This window comes from Streptomyces sp. NPDC006283 (assembly GCF_040613325.1).
Lineage (GTDB): Bacteria > Actinomycetota > Actinomycetes > Streptomycetales > Streptomycetaceae > Streptomyces.
The window spans coordinates 1-25,616 of the sequence record NZ_JBEXRZ010000075.1 but is presented as its reverse complement, the minus strand read 5'-3'; the positions used below and the strand labels follow the sequence as shown (position 1 = coordinate 25,616).

Sequence of the window (25,616 nt, the reverse complement as noted above, 5' to 3'; positions counted from 1 at the left end):
ACCGGCGGTGGAAGACTGGTGTGCCTCCCGGCCGGTGCTTGATGCTACCGAGCCCACCACGTGGCGCAGTCTGCCTCTCGCTCAGCGTGAAACGGATCACCCATTCGAGCGAAGCGCTATGCGGTCACGGTTTCGAGGAGAGCGGGCTCGATGTACCCCTCGGCGACGATCTCAGCGGCTCCGGTCATCTCGATCTCGCCGTCGGGGCGCTCCGTGATGAGGAGACGGCCGCCGGGCAGATCAACCGTGTACGTGACGGGAGTTCCGGTGGCGGCCGGATCCACACCGTCGCGCCGAGCGGCGGCCACGGCCACGGCGCAGGCGCCCGTACCGCAGGATCGGGTCTCGCCCGAGCCGCGCTCGTGCACCCGCATGGCGACGTGGCGCTCGCCGCGGTCGACGACGAACTCCACGTTCACACCGTGCGGGTAGACCGATGCGGGGGTGAACGGCGGCGTGGTCAGCAGGTCCCCGGCGTGGCCCAGTTCCTCGACGAAGGCGACCGCGTGGGGATTGCCCATGTTGACGTTCCTGGCGGGCCAGCTGCGCTCGCCGATGGAGACGGTGACGCCTTCGGCGGGAAGCACCGCGCGCCCCATGGAGACGGTGATGTCGGCGGCGTCGGAGCCACTGCCCGGATCGGCTTTGGCGATGTGGGCCCGCTTGACCCCGCCCCGGGTGGCGATGGCCAGCTCACCGGGCTCGGCAAAGCCTGCGCGCTGGAGATAGCGGGCGAACACCCGGACGCCGTTCCCGCACATCTCGACGATCGAACCGTCCGCGTTGCGGTAGTCCATGAACCACTCGGCCTCTGCGGCCATGTGGCGGGCGTCCGGGTGCGCCGCGGAGCGCACCACGTGCAGCAGCCCGTCACCGCCGATACCGGCCCGGCGGTCGCACAGCCGGGCAACGGCCGACGCGGACAACTCGAGGGCGTTTTCCGGGTCGGGGACGATCACGAAGTCGTTCTCGGTCCCGTGGCCCTTGAGGAAGGGAATCGGCGAGGTCTGCGAGGTGCTCACGTTCCCCATCGTACGAGGAGCGTCCGACAGCGCCCGGAACGGGTGGCCGGGCAGGCGCTCCCCGTGACCGGCCGTCCTCACCTCAGCCGGGCGACCCGCCAGACGGCGAGTGCGACGAGCACTGCGGCGACACCTACGTACAGGGCGAGCACACGCCAGTCGGGACGCTCGCCGGAGCCGCGCGAGGGCAGGCCGGGCCAGGTGTGTCCGACGCGACGGGCGGCCATGACGCCCCAGCCCGCGGCGCAGCAGCTGATCAGCAGACCCAGCATGGCGACGACCGCTCCGCCGTCGCCGGTTCCGAAGGCCAGCGGGAAGGCGAACATCAGCGAGCCGATGGCGGCGAGGACGACGATCGGTGCGAGCTGCCAGATCCTGAGCCGCCGCGGCGGACGCAGTTCGACCTCGACCTCGTCCGCGAGCACGTCCTGCTCGTCGGGCCCGTCCGGGCTGAGGCCGGACGTACCGTCCGCCGCATCCCGCCGTTGCTGTTCCGTGTCGCGAGGGCCGGCCTCCATCGCCACGCGCCCTCCCAACTCGGACTCAACTGTCGATCGATGCTCGATGATGGCACGCTCCCGGGGGCCGGAATGACGGGCGGAGCGTCCCGATGCCATCACGTGATCAGGCTGTGACCGCTCGTTCGATCAACGCCAGCGCGCGATGCGGAAGTTCCGCTCTGTCGTCGGCAGCGCCGCTCAGCCAGTGGACCCTCGGGTCACGCCGGAACCACGAATCCTGACGGCGCGCGAAGCGCTTGGTGGCGCGTACGGTCTCGTCGCGCGCCTCCTGTTCCGTGCACTCCCCCGCGAGCGCCGTGAGCACCTGCTGGTAGCCGAGGGCGCGGGAGGCCGTGCGCCCCTCGCGGAGCCCCTGGGCTTCGAGCGCACGCACCTCGTCGACGAGGCCGGCCTCCCACATCCGGTCGACCCGTACCGCGATGCGTTCGTCGAGTTCGGGCCGGGCGACGTCGACGCCGATCTGGACGGTGTCGTAGACGGCGTCGTGGCCGGGCAGATTGGCGGTGAAGGGTTTGCCGGTGATCTCGATGACCTCGAGGGCCCGGACGATCCGGCGGCCGTTGCTCGGCAGGATCGCCCTGCCCGCCTCCGGATCGGCCGCGACCAGTCGGGCGTGCAGAGCCCCGGGGCCGCGCAGGGTCAGCTCCTCCTCCAGACGCGCACGCACCTCGGGGTCGGTCCCGGGGAACTCGAGCGCATCGATCGCACCGCGCACATAGAGCCCGGAGCCTCCGACGAGGACGGGCGTGCGGCCCTGCGCGAGCAGCCGGTCGATCTCCGCCCGCGCCAGCTTCTGGTACTCGGCGACACTCGCGGCCTGGGTGACGTCCCAGATGTCGAGGAGCCGGTGCGGCACTCCGCCGCGCTCCTGCGTCGTCAGCTTGGCGGTGCCGATGTCCATCCCCCGGTAGAGCTGCATGGAGTCGGCGTTGACGACTTCGCCGTCGAGTTGGCGGGCGAGGAACACTCCCAGATCGGACTTTCCGGCTGCGGTGGGACCGACGACGGCGATGACCCGCGGTGCGGGAGCTGCACTTCTCACCGCCCCAGTCTCGCAAACACGTCGGCATGTCCCCGAACGAGCTAGGTGACGGGAGTGGATCCGGTTCGTTGCCTGTTGCGAGGTTCCACGCGCCGGTTTCGAGCCGGTGCCCGCGCGCGACGCAAGAGGACGCTCCGGGCGGCGCGGAACTTCGCCCACACGAGTAGGCTATGGAGTAGATATGGGTGTTTTCTCATGGTTTCGCAGTAAGTCCGCAGCGGCCGAGGGGGCTCCCGCAGCAGGCGAAGCAGCTACGGCACCGGCGGTCGAGGCCGGAACTTCGCCGCAGGAGCCCGAGGTGAGCGACGGCACGGCGGAAACCGCGGCGGTGGTGGAGCCCGCGGCGTCACCGAGGGCCGGGGACACCGCCGAGGCCGCCGGGGAGCCCGCCGAGCAGGGCGCTGCCGTCGAGGGAGTGGAGATTCCCAAGCAGCAGTCGGCCGAGGACGCGGCGGACAGCGAGGCCGGCGAAGGCGCCCGTCAGTAGGTCCCGCGACGAGGGAAGGTGCCCCATGGGCTTCAAGGACAACCTGAAGGCCAAACTCGCCCCGGCAAGGGACAAGGTCTCCCACCTCGCCCAGCGGCACGAGGGCAAGATCGGGCACGGTCTGGAACGAGCTGCCAGGACGGTCGATCACAAGACCAAGGGCAAGTACAGCGACAAGATCGAGACGAGCACCGGAAAGGCCAAGGAGGCCTTGGGCCGTATGGCGCACAAGGACGACACCGGCGGGACCACGCCGCCGCCGGCCAGCTGACGGCCACCGAACCGGTTCCGGCGGACGGCCGTGGGAAGCACAGCTCCACGGCCGTCCGCCGGTGCCCGGAGCCGGCCGTCACAGGCCGAGGCCGTAGAGCCCACCCGGACCGTCCCGCCTTCCAGGCGGAGGGCGGGAGGTCGAGCACCCCCGCCCGGGCTGCGGCGCTACGACCAGGCTGCGACGAAATAGCCGACACCGTACGGATCGGCCTCCTGGAGGAGCCGGCCCGCAAGGCCCGCGCCCTCGGCCGCGCCGGCGAGAACCTGCCACGAGGCGCGGCCCGACACCTTGAGCCGGCGGGCGTACGACTCGTTCAGGCCCTTGAGAGCCTCGACGTCGGCCCCGCCGAGCGCATCGGCTGCCTGCCGGTCGAAGGCCAGGGCCCGCTCGTCCAGGTAGCCGGGCGCCTGGAGCGTGCGGCAGGCACTGCCGTCCCCCATCACGAGCAGCGCGACACGTCCTGCCCGGGACGCGAGTTCGCGCCCCGCCGCCGCACAGTCGTCCCGGCCGAGCAGGTCTCCCACGCCGAGCCCCTCGACGGGTGCCGCCGCCCAGCGGTTGCGATCCAGCAGCCAGGCTCCGACGGCCAGCGAGGGCGGCAGCGCCCGCTCCTGCGCCGGCCCCTGACCGAGCCGTACGTCGAGGTCCACGCCGAAGCCCCGGAAGGAGCCGGTGGCACCCGCGGCATGCGGGACAAGGTCTTCCTGCTCCTCCGGTCCGATCACGACCAGTAGATCGGGCCGGGCGGCCGCGACAACGGCCACCGCGTCGGCGCACGCGGTCCGCACCGCGTCGAGTTCACTGGCCGCTCCCGAGGCGACCTCCGGCACGAGGAGCGGCGGGCAGGGACAGACGGCGGCAGCTACGAGCATGATCCGCAGCCTAGCCCGCGACGATTTCCTACGGGACGGGCACCGGGCGGGCGCACCCGGCTGCCGTCCCGCGGTGCGCCCCCGAACGCCGTTCAGCCCGCTGTGCGGTGTACACCCTTGCGCGGCGTTCAGCCCGCAGCACAGCCGCCCGTCGCCGGAGGCAGCGGGGCAGGTACCCCCACGGAGGGGAGCCCGAGCATCACGCCGGCCGGCTGCGGGGCCTGCGCGGCGTTGCGCTTCTCCCACGCGTCACCGGCACGGGTGCGCCGTACGGACGTCGTGACACCTTCCGCCAGGAGGTGGTGCGGGGCGGCGTAGGTGATCTCGACCGTGACGACGTCACCGGGGCGCACATCGGTGTCCGGCTTCGTGAAGTGGACGAGGCGGTTGTCGGGAGCGCGACCGGAGAGCCGGTGCGTCGCTCCGTCCTTGCGGCCCTCTCCTTCGGCGACCATGACGTCGAGGGTGCGCCCGACCTGTTTCTTGTTCTCCTCCCAGGAGATCTCCTCCTGCAGGGCGACCAGGCGCATGTAGCGCTCCTGGACGACCTCCTTGGGGATCTGGCCGTCCATGGTCGCCGCCGGGGTACCGGGGCGCTTGGAGTACTGGAAGGTGAACGCGTTCGCGAAGCGGGCCTCACGCACCGTGTGCATGGTCTGCTCGAAGTCCTCCTCGGTCTCGCCCGGGAAGCCGACGATGATGTCCGTGGAGATGGCCGCATGCGGAATGGCCGCACGCACCTTCTCGATGATCCCGAGGAAGCGCTCCTGCCGGTACGAGCGCCGCATCGCCTTCAGGATCGTGTCGGAGCCGGACTGCAGCGGCATGTGGAGCTGCGGCATGACGTTCGGCGTCGCGGCCATGGCCGCGATGACGTCGTCCGTGAAGTCGCGCGGGTGCGGCGAGGTGAAGCGGACCCGCTCCAGGCCCTCGACGTTCCCGCAGGCGCGCAGCAGCTTGCTGAAGGCCTCCCGGTCACCGATGTCGGACCCGTATGCGTTGACGTTCTGCCCGAGCAGGGTGATCTCGCTGACACCCTCGGCGACGAGCGCCTCGATCTCGGCGAGGATGTCCCCCGGCCTGCGGTCCTTCTCCTTGCCGCGCAGCGCGGGCACGATGCAGAAGGTGCAGGTGTTGTTGCACCCCACGGAAATGGAGACCCACGCCGCGTACGCCGACTCGCGCCGGGTCGGAAGCGTCGAGGGGAAGGCCTCGAGCGACTCCGCGATCTCGACCTGCGCCTCCTCCTGGACGCGGGCGCGCTCCAGCAGCACCGGGAGCTTGCCGATGTTGTGCGTACCGAAGACGACGTCGACCCACGGCGCCTTGGTGACGATGGTGTCGCGGTCCTTCTGCGCCAGGCAGCCGCCGACGGCGATCTGCATGCCCGGGCGCTTGGACTTCATCGGCGCGAGCCGGCCGAGATTGCCGTACAGCTTGTTGTCGGCGTTCTCCCGCACCGCGCAGGTGTTGAAGACGACGACATCGGCGTCCCCGTCGGCGCCCTCGGGGGCGCGGACGTATCCGGCGCCCTCCAGCAGGCCCGACAGCCGCTCGGAGTCGTGGACGTTCATCTGGCACCCGTAGGTGCGCACCTCGTAAGTTTTCGCACTCATCGCGCCCACCAGGGTACGGGGTCGCCCCGGCCCCGCGCCCCTGCCTTCCGGGAGGCCGGGCCTGGCCATCACAGGGAGTGAGCTGGCAGGATCGCGGCATGCTTTCCGCACTTCCGGTCCTTTCCCGCCTCGGCCACCGCCGCGCCCTGCAGGGTGCGGCGGCGGCCCTGGTGGTCTTCGGACTGCTGCTGTGGTGGCTCCTTCCGTTCGGGCAGTCGTCGCCCAACGGGAAGCTGACGCTGAGCACGGGATCGCACAGCGGCGTCTATCAGCGCTACGGGGTCCTGCTGAAGGACGCCCTGGCGCGGGACATGCCGGACGTGGCTGTCGACCTGCGCACCAGCGAGGGGTCCCAGGAGAATCTGGAGCGGGTGGCCTCGGGAGAAGCCGACTTCACCATCGCCACGGCCGACGCCGTCGCGAAGTACAAGCGTGAGGGGCTGGCGGGGGCGGACCAGCTGCGCGGCTGCGCGCGGCTGTACGACGACTACGTCCAGCTGGTCGTCCCCAGGGACTCGCCGATCAAGTCGGTGCGCGATCTGCGGGGCCGAACAGTGGGTGTGGGTCAGGACGGCTCCGGAATACGGCTCGTCGCCGACCGGCTGATGAAGGCCGCCGGTATCGACCCCGCCCAGGACATCTCACCGCTTCCGTCCGGCATCAACGTGGCGCCGGGGCAGCTGGAGCGGGGCACGATCGACGCGTTCTTCTGGTCGGGCGGTCTGCCCACCAACACCGTGCAGGACCTGTCCGAGCGGTTCCGCGTCCGGCTGGTCCCGCTGGAGGCGGCTCTCGTCGCGAAACTGCACGCTGCGGGTGACCCGACCAGCTACTACCGCTCCGCGGTGATGCCTGCCGACGCCTACCCGCAGGCGCAGGGCGGCCTGCCCGTCGAAACGGTCGCCGTGGCGAACCTGCTGGTCACCACGGACCGGATGAGTGCCGCGCAGACCGAGGGCTTCACCCGCACGGTGATCAACAGCCGGGACCGCATCGGCAACACGGTGCACCCGGCTCAGCTCGTGGACCTCCGCACGGCGGTCTACACGGATCCCCTGCCGCTGCACGAGGGCGCCCGGCGCTACTACCGCTCGGTCAAACCGTAGGGCGCTTCCGCCCCCACTTCCGCTCACGGCTCCGCGGACGTGCGCGACGCCTTACGCCTCGTGCACAGCACTCGCGCCTCACGCACGTGCGCGACGCCTCACGCCTCCGGAGACGTGCGCGGCACGGTGACGGTCACCTGCAGGCCGTGCGGCTCGTTGTGCGCGTACGCGATGGAGCCCCCGCCCGCCATGAGCAGCGCCCTCGAGATGGACAGACCGAGCCCCGAACCCTTCACGTTCTGGTGGCGGCCGCTGCGCCAGAACCGGTCGCCGATACGGCTCAGCTCCTCGTCGGTGAGCCCGGGCCCGCGGTCGCTGATCACCACCGTCGACGTGTTGCCCTGTGACGCGACCTCTACGGTGACCTCTTCGCCCTGCGGCGTGAACTTGAGCGCATTGTCGATCACGGCGTCCAACACGCTGGAGAGGGCTACGGGGTCCACCCAGGCGGTGACCGCAGCGGCTCGGGAGGACAGCACGACGCCCCTCTCGTCGGCGAGCGGCCGCCAGGCGGCCACCCGCTCCGCGGCGAGCTCTCCGATGTCGGTGAGCCGGAGCTCCGCGGAGGCGTGCTCGGCCAGCGCCAGGTCGAGCAGGTCGTCCAGCACCTGGGCCAGACGTTTGCCCTCGGTGCGGACAGAGGCGATCTCCGCGTTGCCCTCGGGGAGTTCGAGGGCGAGAAGCTCGATGCGCAGGAGCAGCGCGGCGAGCGGGTTGCGCAGTTGGTGGGAGGCGTCAGCGACGAACGCCCGCTGCTGTTCCAGCACTTCCTCGACGTTGTCCGCCATCTCGTTGAACGAACGGGCCAGCCGCCTCAGTTCCGGAGGCCCGCTCGACGCCGCGACGCGGGAGTTCATCCGGCCGGTGGCGATGCCGTGGGTGGCGGCGTCCAGGATGCGCACCGGCCGCAGCACCCATCCGGTGAGGCGGAAGGCCGCGCCGACCGCGACGAGCATCGCGGCGCTTTCACCGGCCGCGATCAGCAGCCAGCCCCGCAGGACGCGCGCGCGCAACTGGTCGGTGGGCGAGTCGGTGAACACGACGGCTACGACGTCCCCGTCCCGTACGACCGGTGACGCGACGACGAGACGCTCACCGCGCTGCCACGGCCACACCTGCGGCGGGTCGTCGCTGCGCCGGCCGGTGAGTGCCTCCTGGAACGCCTCGCGTCCCACGCCGTCCGCCGGCACGTACCAGTCGCGCGGGGCGCGCGCCATGGAATTGCCGTTGCGGTAGAAGACGCCGGCCCGGATCCCGTACGTGTCCTGGTAGCGGTCGAGCTGCTCCTGCAGCGTGGAGCGCCGCTCGTCGGGGGTCGCCCCCTGGTCGGTGACGAACTGGGCGAGCGCCGCGAACCGCACGGTGTCGTCGATCCTGTCGACGACGACCCGCTGCTGCTGTGCGGCAGCGACACTCACGGCCAGCGGGAAACCGAGGGCCAGCAGCACACCGGCCATGAGCACGATGAGCAGCGGAAGAAGTCGGGTACGCACCGGAGTCTGGTGACCTTACGCCCCGGCGGGTGCGACGAGCCGGTAGCCGACGCCGCGCACGGTCTCGATCAGGGCGGGCATCCGGAGCTTGGAGCGCAGGGACGCCACATGCACCTCAAGGGTGCGGCCCGTGCCCTCCCAGCTGGTCCGCCAGACCTCACTGATGATCTGCTCACGGCGGAAGACCACTCCGGGACGCTGGGCCAGCAGCGCGAGCAGGTCGAACTCCTTGCGGGTGAGCTGCACGTCCGTCCCGTCCACGCTGACCCTGCGGGTGGGCAGCTCGATGGTCACCGGCCCGAGCCGCAGGGCGTCGTCGGCGGCGGGCGCGGCGGCGTCCTCACCGGTCGCGGTGCGCCGGCTGACGGCATGGATCCGAGCGAGCAGCTCGCCGGTGTCGTACGGCTTGACCACGTAGTCGTCGGCACCGAGATTCAGTCCGTGGATCCGGGAACGGACGTCGGAGCGCGCGGTCACCATGATCACGGGCGTGGACGTGAGCTTCCTGATCTTTCCGCAGACCTGGTAGCCGTCCTGGTCGGGCAGGCCGAGGTCCAGGAGCACGACGCCGAAGGGCGGCTTCGCGGGGGCGGTCGCGGGCAGCACCGCCCGCAGCGCCTCCTCGCCGTTACGGGCGTGGACCACCTCGAAACCGTGCCTGGCCAGCACCGCGGACAGGGCGGCGGCGACATGGTCGTCGTCCTCGACGAGCAGCAGTCTCATGGCCCCCCTTCGGTGGTGCTGTCTGCGGATTTCACCGTGCGGTCGCGTGGTGTTCCAGGGCAGTCCGGTCAAACGTACCCAGGGCATCAAGGCTGATGGTGGCCCGCGCAGTCAAGAGTGAACCGGCCACCTCCTGGTTCCGTTACCCACCCGGTATCGCCGATCACTGCCCTCTTCACGCATAGTGTCCGGTTGCAGCCGGATCGTTATGCTCAATTTCCCCTCAGATGTGATGACGCTGGTCGCACACGGTGATTAGGGTCCTCCCAACCGAGGAGGATGGAGCTAAGAGGCCGATGAGCGAAGTGTCAGTGACCAAGAACCCCGAGGGCGAGCAGCCCCCGGCGGGCGACCTGGTCGTTCTGAACAACGTGAACAAGCACTTCGGCGCACTGCACGTGCTCCAGGACATCGACCTGACCATCGCCCGTGGCGAGGTCGTGGTTGTCATCGGGCCGTCGGGTTCCGGTAAGTCCACGCTGTGCCGCACCATCAACCGCCTGGAGACGACCGACTCCGGCTCGATCACGATCGACGGCAAGCCGCTGCCCCAGGAGGGCAAGGAGCTCGCCAGGCTCCGCGCCGACGTCGGCATGGTCTTCCAGTCGTTCAATCTCTTCGCGCACAAGACCGTGCTGGAGAACGTGACGCTCGGCCAGATCAAGGTGCGCAAGGCGGACAAGAAGGCCGCGGAGACCAAGGCGCGCGCCCTGCTCGACCGGGTGGGCGTCGGCGCCCAGGCCGACAAGTACCCCGCTCAGCTCTCCGGCGGTCAGCAGCAGCGGGTGGCGATCGCGCGGGCGCTGGCGATGGACCCCAAGGTCATGCTCTTCGACGAGCCGACGTCGGCCCTCGACCCCGAGATGATCAACGAGGTCCTCGAGGTCATGCAGCAGCTGGCTCGGGACGGGATGACAATGGTCGTCGTCACCCACGAGATGGGCTTCGCCCGCTCGGCCGCGAACCGGGTCGTGTTCATGGCCGACGGCAAGATCGTCGAAGAGGCCACGCCCGAGGAGTTCTTCAGCAACCCGCGCAGCGACCGTGCCAAGGACTTCCTGTCGAAGATCCTTCACCACTGAGTTCTGGATCAGCAGATCCAAGCACTTCGCGTCTGATCCACCACTTCGCCTCAACTTCTAGGGAAGTCATCATCATGAAGCTTCGCAAGGTCACCGCCGCTTCGGCCACCGTGCTCGCGCTCACCCTGTCGGCCACCGCCTGCGGCTCCGGCGGCAAGGACAGCGACTCGGGCGACTCGGGCAGCAAGAAGATCACGGTCGGCATCAAGTACGACCAGCCGGGCCTCGGCCTGAAGACGCCGGACGGCAAGTTCACCGGCTTCGACGTGGACGTCGCCAAGTACGTCGCCAAGGAGCTCGGTTACGCCGAGGGCGACATCGAGTTCAAGGAGACGAAGAGCGCCGACCGCGAGACCGCGCTGGCCCGCGGCGACGTGGACTTCATCGCCGCCACGTACTCGATCACCGACGAGCGCAAGCAGAAGGTCGACTTCGCCGGCCCGTACCTCCTCGCCCACCAGGACCTGCTGGTCCGCGCCGACGACAACGTCAGCAAGGGCGACGACCTCAACGGCAAGAAGCTCTGCTCGGTCACGGGTTCCACGTCCGCGCAGAACGTGAAGAAGGACTTCGCGCCGAAGGCCCAGCTGAAGCAGTACCCCACGTACTCCCAGTGCCTCAACGCCCTCCAGAGCGGCCAGGTCGACGCGCTGACCACCGACGACTCGATCCTCGCGGGCTACGCCTCGCAGGACCAGTACAAGGGCAAGTTCAAGCTCGCCGGCCTCAAGCTGAGCAACGAGAACTACGGCATCGGCGTCAAGAAGGGCGACAAGGAGATGGTCGACAAGATCAACGCCGCCCTCGAGAAGATGGTCCAGGACAAGGCCTGGGACAAGGCCGTGGCGGACAACTTCGGTCCGGCCAACTACAAGAACGAGCCCGCCCCGGAGATCGGCAACATCGTCAAGTGAAGCAGGGCTGACGAGGCGCGGCGGCTCGGCGGCCCCGCCCGGCGTCGTGCCCGGAAGCAGCTCCTGCACCGGGACCCCGTAGAAGTCCGCCAGTTCGGCCAGACGCTGCACGGTCACGGCACGGTCGCCGCGCTCGTACGAGCCGACCACGACGGCCTTCCAGCGGCCCTGGGACTTCTCTTCCACGCCGTGGAGGGAGAGCCCCTGCTGGGTGCGGATGGCGCGGAGCTTGGCCCCGAGCTGCTTTGCGTATTCGCTGGACATATAGCTCCCCGGACGCTGTGACAACGTGCGGCTCGGCCGCGCGACTGGTAACTCACTGTGAGGTTACGCAGCGTTACTTGTCTGAGTCAAGCCGAACGGTCGGGACGGGTTTCGGCCAGGAGCCGGTGCCCCTGGACTCAGTGCATCCATCAAGCCCTGGTAACGTTGACGGCGCAATTCCGACGTCCTTTAAGGTCCGTCCCGTGAGGCGGAGAAGGAGGTCCGTTTCCCATGGACACTCAGAGCACTTCCGATGCCGCCAGGCCCGTTCTCGAGGGCCCCGACATCGCGCGGGTACTGACCCGCATCGCCCATGAGATCGTCGAGCGCGCCAAGGGCGCCGACGACGTGGTGCTCCTCGGCATTCCGACCCGCGGTGTGTATCTGGCCCGCCGGCTCGCCGACAAGCTCGAAGGCATCACCGGCCGGAAGATGCCGGTCGGCTCCCTCGACATCACGATGTACCGCGACGATCTGCGCCTGAAGCCGGCCCGTGCGCTCGCCCGCACGGAGATCCCCGGCGACGGCATCGACGGTCGCCTCGTCGTCCTCGTCGACGACGTGCTCTTCTCCGGCCGCACGATCCGCGCGGCCCTCGACGCCCTCGGCGACCTCGGTCGTCCCCGGGCCGTGCAGCTCGCGGTCCTCGTCGACCGCGGCCACCGCGAGCTCCCGATCCGTGCCGACTACGTCGGCAAGAACCTCCCCACGTCGCTGCGCGAGACGGTCAAGGTCCAGCTCGCGGAGGAGGACGGTCGCGACACCGTGCTGCTCGGCGTGCGGGAGACCGCCCCGGTCGGCGAGCGATAGCGCGGCCGTACGTCCCACCCCTTCGTACGGCGTGCCTTCCCGCGCACCCGCATGTCGTGAAAACCTCCACAGACCTGGAGAAAACCCCCAGATGATGCGTCACCTCATCTCGGCCGCCGACCTCACCCGCGACGAAGCCGTCCTCATCCTCGACACCGCGGAGGAGATGGCCCGGGTCGCCGACCGCCCGATCAAGAAGCTTCCGGCCCTGCGGGGCCGCACCGTCTGCAACCTCTTCTTCGAGGACTCCACCCGGACCCGGATCTCGTTCGAGGCCGCGGAGAAGCGACTCTCGGCCGATGTCATCAACTTCGCCGCCAAGGGCTCGAGCGTCTCCAAGGGCGAGTCCCTGAAGGACACCGCCCAGACGCTGGAGGCGATGGGCGTCGACGCCGTCGTCATCCGGCACGGGTCCTCCGGAGCCCCCTACCGCCTCGCCAACTCCGGCTGGATCGACGCCCCCGTCATCAACGCCGGGGACGGCACCCACCAGCACCCCACCCAGGCCCTGCTGGACGCCTTCACCATGCGCCGCCGACTCGTCGGCAGGGACGCCGGTCTCGGACAGGACCTGGCCGGCAAGCGCATCACCATCGTGGGCGACGTGCTGCACAGCCGGGTCGCCCGGTCCAACGTCGACCTGCTGCACACTCTCGGCGCCGAGGTCACCCTCGTCGCACCGCCGACCCTGGTACCGGTGGGCGTCGGGACCTGGCCCTGCGAGGTGTCCTACGACCTGGACTCGACGCTGACCAAGTCCGACGCCGTGATGATGCTGCGCGTCCAGCGCGAGCGGATGAACGCCGCGTTCTTCCCGACCGAGCGGGAGTACTCCCGGCGCTACGGCCTGGACGGCGACCGGATGGCCCGCATGCCGGAGCACGCGATCGTGATGCACCCCGGCCCCATGGTCCGCGGCATGGAGATCACCGCAGAGGTCGCCGACTCCGACCGCTGCACGGTCGTCGAGCAGGTCGCCAACGGTGTCTCGATCCGTATGGCCGTGCTCTACCTGCTGCTCGGCGGCAACGAATCCGACGCCCCCACCACCACCCGTACCGAGGAGAAGTAAGACCCATGAGCAAGATCCTGATCCGTGGTGCGAAGGTGCTCGGCGGCGAGGCCCAGGACGTCCTGATCGACGGCGCGACCATCGAGGCGGTCGGCAGCGGTCTGTCCGGCGAGGGCGCCCAGGTGATCGAGGCCGAGGGGCAGATCCTGCTGCCCGGCCTCGTCGACCTGCACACCCATCTGCGCGAGCCCGGCCGTGAGGACTCCGAGACCGTCCTCACCGGCACCCGTGCGGCCGCGAGCGGCGGCTACACCGCCGTGTTCGCCATGGCCAACACCTTCCCCGTCGCCGACACCGCCGGCGTCGTCGAGCAGGTCTACCGGCTCGGCAAGGAGTCCGGCTACTGCGACGTGCAGCCCATCGGCGCCGTCACGGTCGGCCTCGAGGGCAAGAAGCTCGCCGAGCTCGGCGCGATGCACGAGTCCGCGGCCGGCGTCACGGTCTTCTCCGACGACGGCAAGTGCGTCGACGACGCGGTGATCATGCGCCGCGCCCTGGAGTACGTGAAGGCCTTCGGCGGCGTCGTCGCCCAGCACGCCCAGGAGCCGCGCCTCACCGAGGGCGCCCAGATGAACGAGGGCGTGGTCTCCGCCGAGCTCGGCCTCGGCGGCTGGCCGGCCGTCGCCGAGGAGTCGATCATCGCCCGCGACGTGCTGCTCGCCGAGCACGTCGGCTCGCGCGTGCACATCTGCCACCTGTCGACCGCCGGGTCCGTCGAGATCGTCCGCTGGGCCAAGTCCCGCGGCATCGACGTCACCGCCGAGGTCACCCCGCACCACCTGCTCATGACCGACGAGCTCGTGCGCTCCTACAACCCGGTCTACAAGGTCAACCCGCCGCTGCGCACCGAGCGCGACGTCATGGCGCTGCGCGAGGCCCTGGCCGACGGCACGATCGACATCGTCGCCACCGACCACGCCCCGCACCCGCACGAGGACAAGGACTGCGAGTGGGCCGCGGCCGCCATGGGCATGGTCGGTCTGGAGACCGCCCTGTCCGTGGTCCAGCAGACGATGGTCGAGACCGGACTGCTCGACTGGGCGGGCGTCGCCGACCGGATGTCCGTCAAGCCCGCGCAGATCGGCCGGGCCAAGGGACACGGGCGGCCCGTCTCGGCTGGTGAGCCCGCCAACCTCACCCTGGTCGATCCGGCATACCGTGGTCAGGTGGACCCCGCGGGCTTCGCCTCCCGCAGCCGCAACACCCCCTACGAGGGCCGCGAGCTGCCGGGACGCGTCACCCACACCTTCCTGCGGGGCCGGGCGACGCTCGTGGACGGGAAGCTGGCGTGACATCTGCACTGATCAACATGGCGGCGGAGCCGAAGTCGGCGGAGGTGACCGACTGGGCCGCCCGTATCGGCTGGGTCGTCGGCCTGCTGCTCTTCGTCGCCTTCGTCTACTGGCTGATGCGCCAGGGCTGGAAGTGGCGCGGCTCGCTCCAGTCGGACCTGCCCGCGCTGCCCACCGTGCCGACCGGGTCCGGTGCCGCGAAACTGACGTTGACCGGCCGCTACCACGGCTCCACCACAGCCGGGCAGTGGCTCGACCGGATCGTGGCCCACGGCCTGGGCGTCCGGTCCCGCGCCGAGCTCACGCTCACCGATGCGGGACTGGTCGTCGTACGGCCCGGCGCGCAGGACTTCTTCGTTCCGGCGACGGCGCTGCGCGGGGCCCGGCTCGACAAGGGCATCGCGGGCAAGGTGCTCGCGGAGGGCGGTCTGCTGATCGTCACCTGGGCGCACGGCGACCGGCTGATCGATTCCGGTTTCCGCTCCGACCACGCGGCCGAGCAGAGCACCTGGGTCGACGCCCTGGCTGCACTCATCCGGGGGACGACCCCCGAAACCCCCGACGCCATGATCAACACAACGGAAGGCACCGCACGATGACCATCTCCACCCGGGGAGCCGCCAAAGCTCCCGCCGTGCTCGTCCTTGAGGACGGCCGCATCTTCCGCGGCCGCGCCTACGGGGCCGTGGGGGAGACCTTCGGCGAGGCGGTGTTCAACACCGGCATGACCGGCTACCAGGAGACCCTCACCGACCCCTCCTACCACCGTCAGGTGGTCGTGATGACCGCCCCCCACGTGGGCAACACCGGCGTCAACGACGAGGACGACGAGTCGAAGCAGATCTGGGTCGCGGGGTACGTCGTGCGCGACCCGGCCCGCATCCCGTCCAACTGGCGCTCCCGCCGCACCCTCGACGACGAGCTGGCCGCCCAGGGGATCGTCGGCATCAGCGGCATCGACACCCGTGCCCTCACCCGCCACCTGCGCGAGCGCGGCGCGATGCGCGTCGGCATCTTCTCCGGCGAGGCGCTCGCCGACGGGGCGACACTGCTCGCCCGGGTGCTCGAGGCACCCGAGATGAAGGGTGCCGACCTCTCCGCCGAGGTCGCCACCACCGAGGCCTACGTCGTGCCCGCCATCGGCGAGAAGAAGTTCACCGTCGCCGCGCTCGACCTCGGCATCAAGGGCATGACGCCGCACCGCATGGCGGAGCGCGGCATAGAGGTCCACGTCCTGCCCGCCACCGCGACCGCCGAGGAGGTGTACGCCACGAACCCGGACGGCGTCTTCCTCTCCAACGGCCCGGGCGACCCCGCCACCGCCGACCTGACCGTCATCAAGTCGGTGCTCGAGCGCCGGACGCCGCTGTTCGGCATCTGCTTCGGCAACCAGCTGCTCGGCCGCGCGCTCGGCTTCGGCACGTACAAGCTGAAGTACGGCCACCGTGGCATCAACCAGCCCGTGCAGGACCGCACGACCGGCAAGGTCGAGGTCACGGCACACAACCACGGGTTCGCCGTCGAGGCCCCCCTCGACAAGGTGTCCGACACCCCCTACGGCCGCGCAGAGGTCTCCCACGTCTGCCTCAACGACAACGTGGTGGAGGGCCTCCAGCTGCTCGACCAGCCGGCCTTCAGCGTCCAGTACCACCCCGAAGCGGCCGCGGGCCCGCACGACGCCGCATACCTCTTCGACCGCTTCACGTCTTTGATGAGCACAGCCCAGATGGAGGCCGAGCGTGCCTAAGCGCACCGATATCCAGTCCGTCCTGGTCATCGGCTCCGGCCCGATCGTCATCGGCCAGGCCGCCGAGTTCGACTACTCCGGTACCCAGGCCTGCCGCGTCCTCAAGTCCGAGGGTCTGCGCGTCATCCTGGTCAACTCCAACCCGGCCACGATCATGACCGACCCGGAGATCGCCGACGCCACCTACGTCGAGCCGATCACCCCCGAGTTCGTCGAGAAGATCATCGCCAAGGAGCGCCCCGACGCGCTGCTGCCCACCCTCGGCGGCCAGACCGCGCTCAACACCGCCATCTCCATGCACGAGCAGGGTGTGCTGGAGAAGTACGGCGTCGAGCTGATCGGCGCCAACGTCGAGGCGATCAACAAGGGCGAGGACCGCGACCTGTTCAAGGGCGTCGTCGAGGCCGTCAACGCCAAGATCGGCCACGGCGAGTCCGCCCGCTCGGTCATCTGCCACTCGATGGACGACGTCCTCAAGGGCGTCGACACCCTCGGCGGCTACCCGGTCGTCGTCCGCCCCTCCTTCACCATGGGCGGCGCCGGCTCCGGCTTCGCCCACGACGAGGAGGAACTGCGCCGTATCGCCGGTCAGGGCCTCACGCTCTCCCCGACCACCGAGGTGCTCCTGGAGGAGTCCATCCTCGGCTGGAAGGAGTACGAGCTGGAGCTGATGCGCGACAAGCACGACAACGTCGTGGTCGTCTGCTCCATCGAGAACTTCGACCCGATGGGCGTCCACACCGGCGACTCGATCACCGTCGCCCCCGCGATGACCCTGACCGACCGCGAGTACCAGCGGCTGCGTGACATCGGCATCGCGATCATCCGCGAGGTCGGCGTCGACACCGGCGGCTGCAACATCCAGTTCGCGGTCGACCCGAAGGACGGCCGGATCATCGTCATCGAGATGAACCCGCGTGTGTCGAGGTCCTCGGCGCTGGCCTCCAAGGCCACCGGTTTCCCGATCGCGAAGATCGCCGCGAAGCTGGCCGTCGGCTACACCCTCGACGAGATCCCGAACGACATCACCGAGAAGACCCCGGCATCCTTCGAGCCCACCCTCGACTACGTCGTGGTGAAGGCCCCCCGGTTCGCCTTCGAGAAGTTCCCGTCCGCCGACGCCACCCTCACCACCACCATGAAGTCGGTCGGCGAGGCCATGGCCATCGGCCGGAACTTCAGCGAGGCGCTGCAGAAGGCCCTGCGTTCGCTGGAGAAGAAGGGCAGCCAGTTCTCCTTCACCGGCGAAACCGGCGACAAGGACGAGCTGCTGCGCGAGGCGGTCCGCCCCACGGACGGCCGCATCAACACCGTCATGCAGGCCATCCGGGCGGGCGCGAGCCCCGAGGAGGTCTTCGCGGCCACCAAGATCGACCCGTGGTTCGTCGACCAGCTCTTCCTGATTAAGGAGCACGCGGACGAGCTGGCCGCCGCGGAGAAGCTCGAGCCCGAGCTGCTCGCGGACGCCAAGCGCCACGGTTTCTCCGACGCCCAGATCGCCGACATCCGCGGTCTGCGCGAGGACGTCGTACGCGAGGTCCGGCACGCGCTGGGCATTCGCCCGGTCTACAAGACGGTCGACACCTGCGCCGCCGAGTTCGCCGCCAAGACCCCGTACTTCTACTCGTCCTACGACGAGGAGTCCGAGGTCGCGCCGCGCACCAAGCCCGCCGTGATCATCCTCGGCTCCGGTCCGAACCGCATCGGCCAGGGCATCGAGTTCGACTACTCGTGCGTCCACGCCTCCTTCGCGCTCAGCGACGCGGGCTACGAGACCGTGATGGTCAACTGCAACCCCGAGACCGTCTCGACCGACTACGACACCTCCGACCGTCTGTACTTCGAGCCGCTGACGCTCGAGGACGTGCTGGAGATCGTCCACGCCGAGTCGCTCGCCGGCCCCATCGCCGGTGTCGTCGTCCAGCTCGGCGGCCAGACCCCGCTGGGCCTGGCCCAGGCGCTCAAGAACAACGGCGTCCCGGTCGTCGGCACCCCGCCGGAGGCCATTCATGCAGCCGAGGACCGCGGCGCGTTCGGCCAGGTTCTCGCCGAGGCCGGTCTGCCCGCCCCCAAGCACGGCACCGCCACCACCTTCGCGGGTGCCAAGGCCATCGCCGACGAGATCGGCTACCCGGTCCTGGTCCGGCCGTCGTACGTGCTCGGCGGCCGCGGTATGGAGATCGTCTACGACGAGACGCGGCTCGAGGCGTACATCGCCGAGTCCACCGAGATCTCGCCGACCCGCCCCGTCCTCGTCGACCGCTTCCTCGACGACGCCATCGAGATCGACGTCGACGCGCTCTACGACGGCACCGAGCTCTACCTCGGCGGCGTGATGGAGCACATCGAGGAAGCCGGCATCCACTCCGGGGACTCGGCTTGCGCCCTGCCTCCGATCACGCTCGGCGGCTTCGACATCAAGCGCCTGCGCGCCTCCACCGAGGCGATCGCCAAGGGCGTCGGGGTCCGCGGCCTGATCAACATCCAGTTCGCGATGGCCGGCGACATCCTCTACGTCCTGGAGGCCAATCCGCGCGCCTCCCGGACCGTTCCCTTCACCTCCAAGGCGACCGCGGTGCCGCTCGCCAAGGCCGCCGCGCGCATCTCGCTCGGTGCGACCGTCGCGGAGCTGCGCGAGGAGGGCCTGCTGCCCAAGAACGGCGACGGCGGCACGCTCCCCATGGACGCGCCGATCTCCGTGAAGGAGGCCGTCATGCCGTGGAGCCGCTTCCGCGACGTGCACGGCCGCGGCGTGGACACCGTCCTCGGCCCGGAGATGCGCTCCACCGGCGAGGTCATGGGCATCGACTCGGTCTTCGGTACGGCGTACGCCAAGTCGCAGGCCGGGGCGTACGGACCGCTGCCCACCAAGGGCCGCGCGTTCGTCTCCGTCGCGAACCGCGACAAGCGTTCGATGATCTTCCCGGCGCGTGAGCTGGTCGCCCACGGCTTCGAGCTGATGGCCACCTCCGGCACCGCCGAGGTGCTCAAGCGCAACGGCCTGAACGCCACCGTCGTGCGCAAGCAGTCGGAGGGCGAGGGCCCGAACGGCGAGAAGACCATCGTCCAGCTGATCCACGACGGCGAGGTCGACCTCATCGTCAACACCCCCTACGGCACGGGCGGCCGTCTCGACGGCTACGACATCCGCACCGCGGCCGTCGCGCGCGGCGTCCCGTGCCTGACGACGGTCCAGGCGCTCGCCGCCGCCGTCCAGGGCATCGACGCGCTCAACCGCGGTGACGTCGGCGTCCGTTCGCTCCAGGAACACGCGGAACAGCTGACCGCGACCCGCGACTAGCAACCACGAGGGGGACACCGGAAACGGTGTCCCCCTCCTCATGAGGACACCACTTCCCATGTACAAGTTCTTCTTCGACCTGGTCTTCAAGCGGATGGACCCCGAGCAGGCCCACTACCTGGCCTTCCGGTGGATCCGCCTCGCGGTCCGCGTCCCCGTCCTGCGCACCTTCGTCGCCGCCGTGCTCGCACCCCGCCACAAGGAGCTGCGCACCGAGGCGCTCGGGCTGCGGATGCACGGCCCGTTCGGCCTCGCGGCCGGCTTCGACAAGAACGCCGTCGCCATCGACGGCATGGCGATGCTGGGCTTCGACCACATCGAGATCGGCACCGTCACCGCCCAGCCGCAGCCCGGCAACCCCAAGAAGCGTCTCTTCCGGCTGGTCGCCGACCGTGCGCTGATCAACCGCATGGGCTTCAACAACGAGGGCTCGGCGGCGGTCGCCGCCCGGCTCGCGGCCCGCCGCGAGATCTTCCGTACGGTCGTCGGCGTCAACATCGGCAAGACCAAGGTCGTCCCGGAGGAGGAGGCGGTCGGCGACTACGTCACCTCCACCGAGCGCCTGGCCGCCCACGCCGACTACCTCGTCGTCAACGTCAGCTCGCCCAACACGCCGGGTCTGCGCAATCTCCAGGCCACCGAGTCCCTGCGTCCGCTGCTCACCGCCGTGCGCGAGGCCGCCGACCGCACGGTCACCGACCGGCGCGTGCCGCTGCTCGTCAAGATCGCGCCCGACCTCGCGGACGAGGACGTCGACGCCGTCGCCGACCTCGCCCTCGAACTGGGCCTGGACGGCATCATCGCGACCAACACCACCATCGCCCGCGAGGGCCTCGGCCTGAAGTCCTCGCCCGAGCTGGTCAAGGAGACCGGCGGCCTCTCGGGTGCGCCCGTCAAGGCACGCTCGCTGGAGGTGCTGCGGCGGCTGTACGCACGCGTCGGCGACCGCATCACCCTCGTCGGGGTCGGCGGCATCGAGAACGCGGAGGACGCCTGGCAGCGCATCCTCGCCGGTGCCACCCTCGTCCAGGGCTACAGCGCCTTCATCTACGAGGGCCCCTTCTACGCCCGCGCCCTCCACAAGGGTCTCGCCGCCCGCCTCGCCGCGAGCCCGTACACCACGCTCGCCGAAGCCGTCGGCGCCGAGACACGAAAGGTCACCGCATGATCATTCAGGAAACCTTCGGTGCGCGACTCCGCAACGCCATGGACACCCGTGGCCCGCTCTGCGTCGGCATCGACCCGCATGCCTCGCTGCTCACCGCCTGGGGCCTGAACGACGACGTCAACGGCCTGGAGCGGTTCACCAGGACCACGGTGGAGGCTCTGGCCGACCGGGTCGCCGTCCTCAAGCCGCAGTCCGCGTTCTTCGAGCGCTTCGGCTCGCGCGGCATCGCCGTACTGGAGAAGGCCGTGGAGGAGGCCAGGGCGGCGGGCGCGCTGGTCCTGATGGACGCCAAGCGCGGTGACATCGGCTCGACGATGGGCGCGTACGCGGAGACGTACCTCCGCAAGGACTCCCCGCTCTTCTCCGACGCGGTCACTGTCTCCCCGTACCTCGGCTTCGGCTCCCTGCGCCCCGCGCTCGACCAGGCCGTGCTGAGCGGCTGCGGGGTCTTCGTCCTGGCCCTCACCTCCAACCCGGAGGGCGCCGAGGTGCAGCGGGCGACCGCCGCCGACGGCAAGTCGCTGGCCCAGGTCATGCTCGACCACATGGCCGCGGAGAACGCCGGCGCGCAGCCCCTCGGCTCGGTCGGCGCCGTCGTCGGCGCCACCCTCGGCGACACGGGAGCCGACCTCGACATCAACGGCCCCCTCCTCGCGCCGGGCATCGGTGCCCAGGGCGCGACCCCCGCCGACCTTCCCGGCGTGTTCGGCGCGGCCGTGGGCAACGTCGTTCCGAGCGTGAGCCGCGGCGTCCTCAGCCACGGTCCGGACGTCGCGGGGCTGCGTGCGGCGGCGGAGCGTTTCGCCTCCGAAGTGCGTGCGGCGGTCGCCTCCGCGTAGTCCTTGACAGTTTCTTCACGCAAAACCCGGCCATTATGTCGGAAATGTCCTGGTCGGTCGATGCTGACCAGGACTTTTCGTCTGTTCTCGCTGACTGGAGCGGCCATGGCCGCTAGTCTCCGTCGAAGAGCGAACGTGCAGGGCAGGCCCACTGCGTTGCGCATTGCTCGCCTGGTGTGGGGCGACTAGCTTCCTCACTGGTCCGTATCCGACAGTTCGACATCCGAGGTGACGTAGGCGTGGCTCTTCCGCCCCTTACCCCTGAACAGCGCGCAGCCGCGCTCGAAAAGGCCGCCGCGGCTCGCCGGGAGCGGGCCGAGGTCAAGAATCGACTCAAGCACTCCGGCGCCTCGCTCCACGAGGTCATCAAGCAGGGCCAGGAGAACGACGTCATCGGCAAGATGAAGGTCTCCGCCCTCCTCGAGTCCCTGCCGGGCGTGGGCAAGGTCCGCGCCAAGCAGATCATGGAGAGGCTCGGCATCTCCGAGAGCCGCCGGGTGCGCGGTCTCGGCTCCAACCAGATCGCCTCCCTGGAGCGCGAGTTCGGCGGCGGCGCCGCCTGACGTTCCCGGGCACTCCCGAGAACCTGGATAATCGCTGCATGGCAGCAGAGGTACGTCCGCGGCTGACCGTGCTCTCCGGCCCCTCCGGGGTCGGCAAGAGCACGGTCGTCGCTCATATGCGCAAGGTCCACCCCGACGTCTGGCTCTCGGTGTCGGCGACCACCCGGAAGCCGAGGCCCGGCGAGAAGCACGGAGTCCAGTACTTCTTCGTCACCGACGACGAGTTCGACAAGCTTGTCGCCGGCGACGAACTGCTGGAGTGGGCCGAGTTCGCGGGCAACCGCTACGGCACGCCCCGCCGCGCGGTCCTCGACCGACTCGAGGCGGGCGAGCCCGTGCTCCTCGAGATCGACCTCCAGGGCGCCCGGCAGGTCAAGGAATCCATGCCGGAGTCCCAGCTGGTCTTCCTGGCGCCGCCGAGCTGGGAGGAACTGGTCCGCCGCCTCACCGGCCGCGGCACCGAGTCGCCGGAGGTCATCGAGCGCCGGCTGACGGTCGCCAAGGTGGAACTGGCGGCCGAGCCCGAGTTCGACACCACCCTGGTCAACACCTCCGTCGAGGACGTGGCGCGTGAGCTGCTAGCCTTGATGGAAGTTGTTTGATCTTTTGTCCGATCTTTCTGCAAGTTCTTCGGAAGGCATAGCGTGTCCTCTTCCATCACCGCGCCCGAGGGCATCATCAACCCTCCGATCGACGAGCTGCTCGAGGCCACCGACTCGAAGTACAGCCTCGTGATCTACGCGGCCAAGCGCGCGCGTCAGATCAACGCGTACTACTCGCAGCTCGGTGAGGGCCTGCTCGAGTACGTCGGTCCCCTGGTGGACACCCACGTCCACGAGAAGCCGCTCTCGATCGCCCTGCGCGAGATCAACGCGGGTCTGCTGACCTCCGAGGCCATCGAGGGCCCGGCCCAGTAGGTCACAAACGTTCTTCACCACAGGCCCGTCGGAGCATCCGCCGGGCCTGTGGTGTGTCATTAGGTCGCACGGACGAGCTCGTACCGATCCGAGTGGGGAGACGCAGTGGACGCGACGGACGCAATGGGCGACGCGATGGGCGACGCGATGGGCGACGCGGTGGGCACCGGGGGCAGGCCGAGGGTCGTGCTGGGAGTCAGCGGGGGGATCGCCGCCTACAAGGCGTGCGAGCTGCTGCGCCGGCTGACCGAGTCGGGGCACGACGTCAAGGTGGTGCCGACCGCGTCGGCGCTGAACTTCGTCGGCGCCGTGACCTGGTCCGCGCTCTCGGGTCATAACGTCTCGACCGAGGTCTGGTCCGACGTCCACGAGGTTCCGCACGTACGGATCGGACAGCACGCCGACCTTGTCGTGGTCGCCCCCGCCACCGCCGACATGCTCGCCAAGGCCGCCCACGGCCTCGCCGACGACCTGCTCACCAACACCCTGCTGACCGCCCGGTGCCCGGTCGTCTTCGCCCCGGCGATGCACACGGAGATGTGGGAGCACCCCGCCACCCAGGAGAACGTCGCGACACTGCGCCGCCGCGGAGCCGTCGTGATCGAGCCCGCGGTCGGCCGGCTCACCGGCGTAGACACCGGCAAGGGCCGGCTGCCGGACCCGGGCGAGATCTTCGAGATCTGCCGCCACGTTCTGAGGAGGCACCGCCTGGCCCGGGGGGTGAGCGCCCCCGACCTCGCCGGCCGTCATGTGGTCATCAGCGCGGGTGGCACTCGCGAACCCCTCGACCCGGTCCGCTATCTCGGCAACCGCTCCTCGGGCAAGCAGGGCTACGCCCTGGCCCGCACCGCGGCCGCCCGCGGTGCCCGCGTCACCCTCGTCGAGGCCAATACCGGATTCGCCGACCCGGCCGGCGTCGACGTCGTCCACGTCGGGACGGCGGTACAGCTGCGCGAGGCCGTGCTCAAGGCCGCCGCGGACGCCGACGCCGTCGTCATGGCCGCGGCCGTCGCGGACTTCCGGCCCGCCACCTACGCCGAGGGCAAGATCAAGAAGAAGGACGGCGTCGAGGCCCCCGTCGTCACCCTGGTCCGCAACCCGGACATCCTCGCCGAGATCTCCGCGGAGCGGGCCCGTGCCGACCAGGTGATCGTGGGCTTCGCCGCGGAGACCGACGACGTGCTCGCCAACGGCCGCGACAAGCTCCGGCGCAAGGGCTGCGACCTGCTGGTCGTCAACGAGGTGGGGGAGCGCAAGACGTTCGGGGCCGAGGAGAACGAGGCCGTCGTGCTGGCCGCCGACGGCGGCGAGACGCCGGTGCCGCACGGCCCCAAGGAGGCGCTCGCCGACACGGTCTGGGACCTCGTCGTACCGCGGCTCGCCTGAGATCCCCGCGAAACCGGCCTGAACAGCGGGCTACGAACGGGCGACAGGCCGTGCCGCAGAAACCTGCGAAATGTGGCGAATCGCTCAGTCCCCAGACGCTATCGTCGTGGTGTCTCGGCCGTGGCCCCAGGTCAGCGGACTCCCAGCCTGCGAGACAGGGTGTCCGGTGCCGGAGCGCGACCGATAAACTGGTTCGTGGAACGTCGCGGGGCGCAGCCCCCTGCCGGTCCGTCAATGATCAGCCAGCAGCCGCTGCAACCCCAGGGAGCGATGTGTCCCGCCGTCTCTTCACCTCGGAGTCCGTGACCGAGGGTCACCCCGACAAGATCGCCGACCAGATCAGCGACACGATTCTCGACGCCCTCCTGCAGGAGGACCCGACCTCCCGGGTCGCCGTGGAGACCTTGATCACCACCGGCCTGGTGCATGTCGCCGGTGAAGTGACCACCAAGGCGTACGCCGACATCCCCACCCTCGTGCGCAACAAGATCCTCGAGATCGGCTACGACTCGTCGAAGAAGGGCTTCGACGGCGCCTCCTGCGGCGTCTCCGTCTCCATCGGCGCCCAGTCGCCCGACATCGCGCAGGGCGTCGACACCGCCTACGAAAAGCGCGTCGAGGGCGACGAGGACGAGCTCGACAAGCAGGGCGCCGGCGACCAGGGCCTGATGTTCGGCTACGCGTGCGACGAGACGCCCGAGCTGATGCCGCTGCCGATCTACCTCGCGCACCGTCTGTCGCGCCGTCTCTCCGAGGTGCGCAAGAACGGGACCATCCCCTACCTGCGCCCGGACGGCAAGACGCAGGTCACCATCGAGTACGACGGCGACAAGGCCGTCCGCCTCGACACCGTCGTCGTCTCCTCGCAGCACGCGTCCGACATCGACCTGGACTCGCTGCTCGCGCCCGACATCCGTGAGTTCGTCGTCGAGCACGTGCTCGCGCAGCTCGTCGAGGACGGCATCAAGCTCGACACCGAGGGCTACCGCCTCCTGGTGAACCCGACCGGCCGTTTCGAGATCGGCGGCCCGATGGGCGACGCCGGCCTCACCGGCCGCAAGATCATCATCGACACGTACGGCGGCATGGCCCGCCACGGCGGCGG

25 protein-coding genes and 1 pseudogene are annotated in these 25,616 nt (G+C 69.9%); 18 read left to right on the top strand and 8 right to left on the bottom strand.

Going from position 1 to position 25,616, the window contains the following annotated elements:
• Positions 1-116: 116 nt before the first annotated feature.
• The 3 genes from dapF to miaA all read right to left on the bottom strand — a co-directional run bounded on the left by dapF (position 117) and on the right by miaA (position 2,585).
• On the bottom strand, positions 117-1,031 hold the full coding sequence (gene dapF / locus ABZ070_RS17685; RefSeq protein WP_356634732.1) for a diaminopimelate epimerase: 915 nt from the start codon (positions 1,029-1,031) through the stop codon (positions 117-119).
• 68 nt (positions 1,032-1,099) lie between these two features.
• The gene (locus tag ABZ070_RS17680; protein ID WP_356634749.1) at positions 1,100-1,540 is read right to left on the bottom strand and encodes a hypothetical protein; all 441 of its coding nucleotides are present in this window, start codon (positions 1,538-1,540) and stop codon (positions 1,100-1,102) included.
• Positions 1,541-1,646: 106 nt separating this feature from the next.
• On the bottom strand, positions 1,647-2,585 hold the full coding sequence (gene miaA, locus ABZ070_RS17675; protein ID WP_356634730.1) for a tRNA (adenosine(37)-N6)-dimethylallyltransferase MiaA: 939 nt from the start codon (positions 2,583-2,585) through the stop codon (positions 1,647-1,649).
• Between the two features lie 298 nt (positions 2,586-2,883).
• On the opposite strand from miaA, the gene ABZ070_RS17670 reads away from it, so the two are divergent.
• Together ABZ070_RS17670 and ABZ070_RS17665 are read left to right on the top strand one after the other, a co-directional pair.
• The gene (locus tag ABZ070_RS17670) at positions 2,884-3,072 is read left to right on the top strand and encodes a gliding motility protein (RefSeq protein WP_356634728.1); all 189 of its coding nucleotides are present in this window, start codon (positions 2,884-2,886) and stop codon (positions 3,070-3,072) included.
• A gap of 25 nt (positions 3,073-3,097) precedes the next feature.
• Positions 3,098-3,343: an antitoxin gene (locus ABZ070_RS17665; RefSeq protein WP_356634726.1), complete on the top strand. Its 246-nt coding sequence runs from the start codon at positions 3,098-3,100 to the stop codon at positions 3,341-3,343.
• 167 nt (positions 3,344-3,510) lie between these two features.
• Here ABZ070_RS17665 and ABZ070_RS17660 read toward each other — a convergent pair whose 3' ends face one another.
• Entirely contained in the window at positions 3,511-4,218 is a 708-nt protein-coding gene (locus ABZ070_RS17660; protein WP_356634725.1) for a class III extradiol dioxygenase subunit B-like domain-containing protein, read from the bottom strand.
• Positions 4,219-4,346: 128 nt separating this feature from the next.
• On the bottom strand, positions 4,347-5,834 hold the full coding sequence (gene miaB / locus ABZ070_RS17655) for a tRNA (N6-isopentenyl adenosine(37)-C2)-methylthiotransferase MiaB (protein ID WP_356634723.1): 1,488 nt from the start codon (positions 5,832-5,834) through the stop codon (positions 4,347-4,349).
• Between the two features lie 98 nt (positions 5,835-5,932).
• Between miaB and ABZ070_RS17650 the strand changes: the two genes are divergently transcribed.
• On the top strand, positions 5,933-6,940 hold the full coding sequence (locus ABZ070_RS17650; protein ID WP_356634721.1) for a TAXI family TRAP transporter solute-binding subunit: 1,008 nt from the start codon (positions 5,933-5,935) through the stop codon (positions 6,938-6,940).
• Between the two features lie 98 nt (positions 6,941-7,038).
• Here the strand turns inward: ABZ070_RS17650 and ABZ070_RS17645 are convergent, their stop codons facing one another.
• The gene (locus ABZ070_RS17645; RefSeq protein WP_356634719.1) at positions 7,039-8,433 is read right to left on the bottom strand and encodes a HAMP domain-containing sensor histidine kinase; all 1,395 of its coding nucleotides are present in this window, start codon (positions 8,431-8,433) and stop codon (positions 7,039-7,041) included.
• A gap of 15 nt (positions 8,434-8,448) precedes the next feature.
• Complete coding sequence (locus ABZ070_RS17640) at positions 8,449-9,156, bottom strand: response regulator transcription factor (protein ID WP_356634717.1); 708 nt, start codon at positions 9,154-9,156, stop codon at positions 8,449-8,451.
• Positions 9,157-9,452: 296 nt separating this feature from the next.
• On the opposite strand from ABZ070_RS17640, the gene ABZ070_RS17635 reads away from it, so the two are divergent.
• Together ABZ070_RS17635 and ABZ070_RS17630 are read left to right on the top strand one after the other, a co-directional pair.
• Positions 9,453-10,238, top strand: a complete 786-nt coding sequence (locus ABZ070_RS17635; protein WP_356634715.1) for an amino acid ABC transporter ATP-binding protein — start codon at positions 9,453-9,455, stop codon at positions 10,236-10,238.
• A 74-nt stretch (positions 10,239-10,312) separates the two neighbouring features.
• Positions 10,313-11,152, top strand: a complete 840-nt coding sequence (locus ABZ070_RS17630; protein WP_356634713.1) for a glutamate ABC transporter substrate-binding protein — start codon at positions 10,313-10,315, stop codon at positions 11,150-11,152.
• A gap of 9 nt (positions 11,153-11,161) precedes the next feature.
• Here the strand turns inward: ABZ070_RS17630 and bldD are convergent.
• A pseudogene (gene bldD, locus ABZ070_RS17625) lies at positions 11,162-11,416 on the bottom strand (transcriptional regulator BldD); the annotation flags it as partial.
• Positions 11,417-11,647: 231 nt separating this feature from the next.
• Here bldD and pyrR point away from each other — a divergent pair.
• The 13 genes from pyrR to metK all read left to right on the top strand — a co-directional run.
• Positions 11,648-12,226: a bifunctional pyr operon transcriptional regulator/uracil phosphoribosyltransferase PyrR gene (pyrR, locus tag ABZ070_RS17620; protein WP_356634711.1), complete on the top strand. Its 579-nt coding sequence runs from the start codon at positions 11,648-11,650 to the stop codon at positions 12,224-12,226.
• Between the two features lie 91 nt (positions 12,227-12,317).
• Positions 12,318-13,298 (top strand): aspartate carbamoyltransferase catalytic subunit, encoded by a 981-nt coding sequence (locus ABZ070_RS17615; RefSeq protein WP_356634709.1) that lies wholly within the window; start codon positions 12,318-12,320, stop codon positions 13,296-13,298.
• Between the two features lie 5 nt (positions 13,299-13,303).
• Positions 13,304-14,590, top strand: a complete 1,287-nt coding sequence (locus tag ABZ070_RS17610) for a dihydroorotase (RefSeq protein WP_356634707.1) — start codon at positions 13,304-13,306, stop codon at positions 14,588-14,590.
• A complete protein-coding gene (locus ABZ070_RS17605) occupies positions 14,587-15,189 on the top strand; it encodes a hypothetical protein (protein ID WP_356634705.1) in 603 nt (200 codons plus the stop codon). The genes ABZ070_RS17610 and ABZ070_RS17605 overlap by 4 nt, the downstream gene beginning before the upstream one ends.
• Entirely contained in the window at positions 15,186-16,337 is a 1,152-nt protein-coding gene (carA, locus tag ABZ070_RS17600) for a glutamine-hydrolyzing carbamoyl-phosphate synthase small subunit (RefSeq protein ID WP_356634703.1), read from the top strand. The genes ABZ070_RS17605 and carA overlap by 4 nt, the downstream gene beginning before the upstream one ends.
• Positions 16,330-19,638, top strand: coding sequence for a carbamoyl-phosphate synthase large subunit (gene carB / locus ABZ070_RS17595; RefSeq protein WP_356634701.1), 3,309 nt, complete (start codon positions 16,330-16,332; stop codon positions 19,636-19,638). The genes carA and carB overlap by 8 nt, the downstream gene beginning before the upstream one ends.
• A gap of 58 nt (positions 19,639-19,696) precedes the next feature.
• Positions 19,697-20,806 (top strand): quinone-dependent dihydroorotate dehydrogenase, encoded by a 1,110-nt coding sequence (locus ABZ070_RS17590; RefSeq protein ID WP_356634699.1) that lies wholly within the window; start codon positions 19,697-19,699, stop codon positions 20,804-20,806.
• Entirely contained in the window at positions 20,806-21,645 is an 840-nt protein-coding gene (gene pyrF / locus ABZ070_RS17585) for an orotidine-5'-phosphate decarboxylase (RefSeq protein ID WP_356634747.1), read from the top strand. Before ABZ070_RS17590 ends, pyrF begins: the two co-directional genes overlap by 1 nt.
• Before the next feature lie 239 nt (positions 21,646-21,884).
• Positions 21,885-22,208 (top strand): integration host factor, encoded by a 324-nt coding sequence (locus tag ABZ070_RS17580; protein ID WP_005319887.1) that lies wholly within the window; start codon positions 21,885-21,887, stop codon positions 22,206-22,208.
• 38 nt (positions 22,209-22,246) lie between these two features.
• The gene (gene gmk / locus ABZ070_RS17575; protein ID WP_356634697.1) at positions 22,247-22,810 is read left to right on the top strand and encodes a guanylate kinase; all 564 of its coding nucleotides are present in this window, start codon (positions 22,247-22,249) and stop codon (positions 22,808-22,810) included.
• A 42-nt stretch (positions 22,811-22,852) separates the two neighbouring features.
• Positions 22,853-23,125 carry a DNA-directed RNA polymerase subunit omega gene (gene rpoZ, locus ABZ070_RS17570; RefSeq protein WP_005319902.1) on the top strand — a complete coding sequence of 91 codons (273 nt, stop codon included), beginning with the start codon at positions 22,853-22,855 and terminating at the stop codon, positions 23,123-23,125.
• A gap of 147 nt (positions 23,126-23,272) precedes the next feature.
• A complete protein-coding gene (gene coaBC / locus ABZ070_RS17565; protein ID WP_356634745.1) occupies positions 23,273-24,511 on the top strand; it encodes a bifunctional phosphopantothenoylcysteine decarboxylase/phosphopantothenate--cysteine ligase CoaBC in 1,239 nt (412 codons plus the stop codon).
• 272 nt (positions 24,512-24,783) lie between these two features.
• Positions 24,784-25,616: methionine adenosyltransferase (metK, locus tag ABZ070_RS17560; protein WP_356634695.1), on the top strand; the 833-nt coding region annotated here is incomplete at its 3' end.

Excerpts from the sequence above, each read along its gene's own strand:
- ABZ070_RS17610 (WP_356634707.1), top strand. The coding sequence starts at position 13,304 with ATGAGCAAGATCCTGATCCGTGGTGCGAAGGTGCTCGGCGGCGAGGCC.
- carA (WP_356634703.1), top strand. The coding sequence starts at position 15,186 with ATGACCATCTCCACCCGGGGAGCCGCCAAAGCTCCCGCCGTGCTCGTC.
- pyrR (WP_356634711.1), top strand. The coding sequence starts at position 11,648 with ATGGACACTCAGAGCACTTCCGATGCCGCCAGGCCCGTTCTCGAGGGC.
- ABZ070_RS17635 (WP_356634715.1), top strand. The coding sequence starts at position 9,453 with ATGAGCGAAGTGTCAGTGACCAAGAACCCCGAGGGCGAGCAGCCCCCG.
- ABZ070_RS17590 (WP_356634699.1), top strand. The coding sequence starts at position 19,697 with ATGTACAAGTTCTTCTTCGACCTGGTCTTCAAGCGGATGGACCCCGAG.
- ABZ070_RS17650 (WP_356634721.1), top strand. The coding sequence starts at position 5,933 with ATGCTTTCCGCACTTCCGGTCCTTTCCCGCCTCGGCCACCGCCGCGCC.
- gmk (WP_356634697.1), top strand. The coding sequence starts at position 22,247 with ATGGCAGCAGAGGTACGTCCGCGGCTGACCGTGCTCTCCGGCCCCTCC.
- ABZ070_RS17615 (WP_356634709.1), top strand. The coding sequence starts at position 12,318 with ATGATGCGTCACCTCATCTCGGCCGCCGACCTCACCCGCGACGAAGCC.
- ABZ070_RS17680 (WP_356634749.1), bottom strand. The coding sequence starts at position 1,540 with ATGGAGGCCGGCCCTCGCGACACGGAACAGCAACGGCGGGATGCGGCG.
- coaBC (WP_356634745.1), top strand. The coding sequence starts at position 23,273 with ATGGGCGACGCGGTGGGCACCGGGGGCAGGCCGAGGGTCGTGCTGGGA.
- ABZ070_RS17630 (WP_356634713.1), top strand. The coding sequence starts at position 10,313 with ATGAAGCTTCGCAAGGTCACCGCCGCTTCGGCCACCGTGCTCGCGCTC.
- ABZ070_RS17665 (WP_356634726.1), top strand. The coding sequence starts at position 3,098 with ATGGGCTTCAAGGACAACCTGAAGGCCAAACTCGCCCCGGCAAGGGAC.
- miaB (WP_356634723.1), bottom strand. The coding sequence starts at position 5,834 with ATGAGTGCGAAAACTTACGAGGTGCGCACCTACGGGTGCCAGATGAAC.
- ABZ070_RS17660 (WP_356634725.1), bottom strand. The coding sequence starts at position 4,218 with ATGCTCGTAGCTGCCGCCGTCTGTCCCTGCCCGCCGCTCCTCGTGCCG.
- dapF (WP_356634732.1), bottom strand. The coding sequence starts at position 1,031 with ATGGGGAACGTGAGCACCTCGCAGACCTCGCCGATTCCCTTCCTCAAG.
- ABZ070_RS17640 (WP_356634717.1), bottom strand. The coding sequence starts at position 9,156 with ATGAGACTGCTGCTCGTCGAGGACGACGACCATGTCGCCGCCGCCCTG.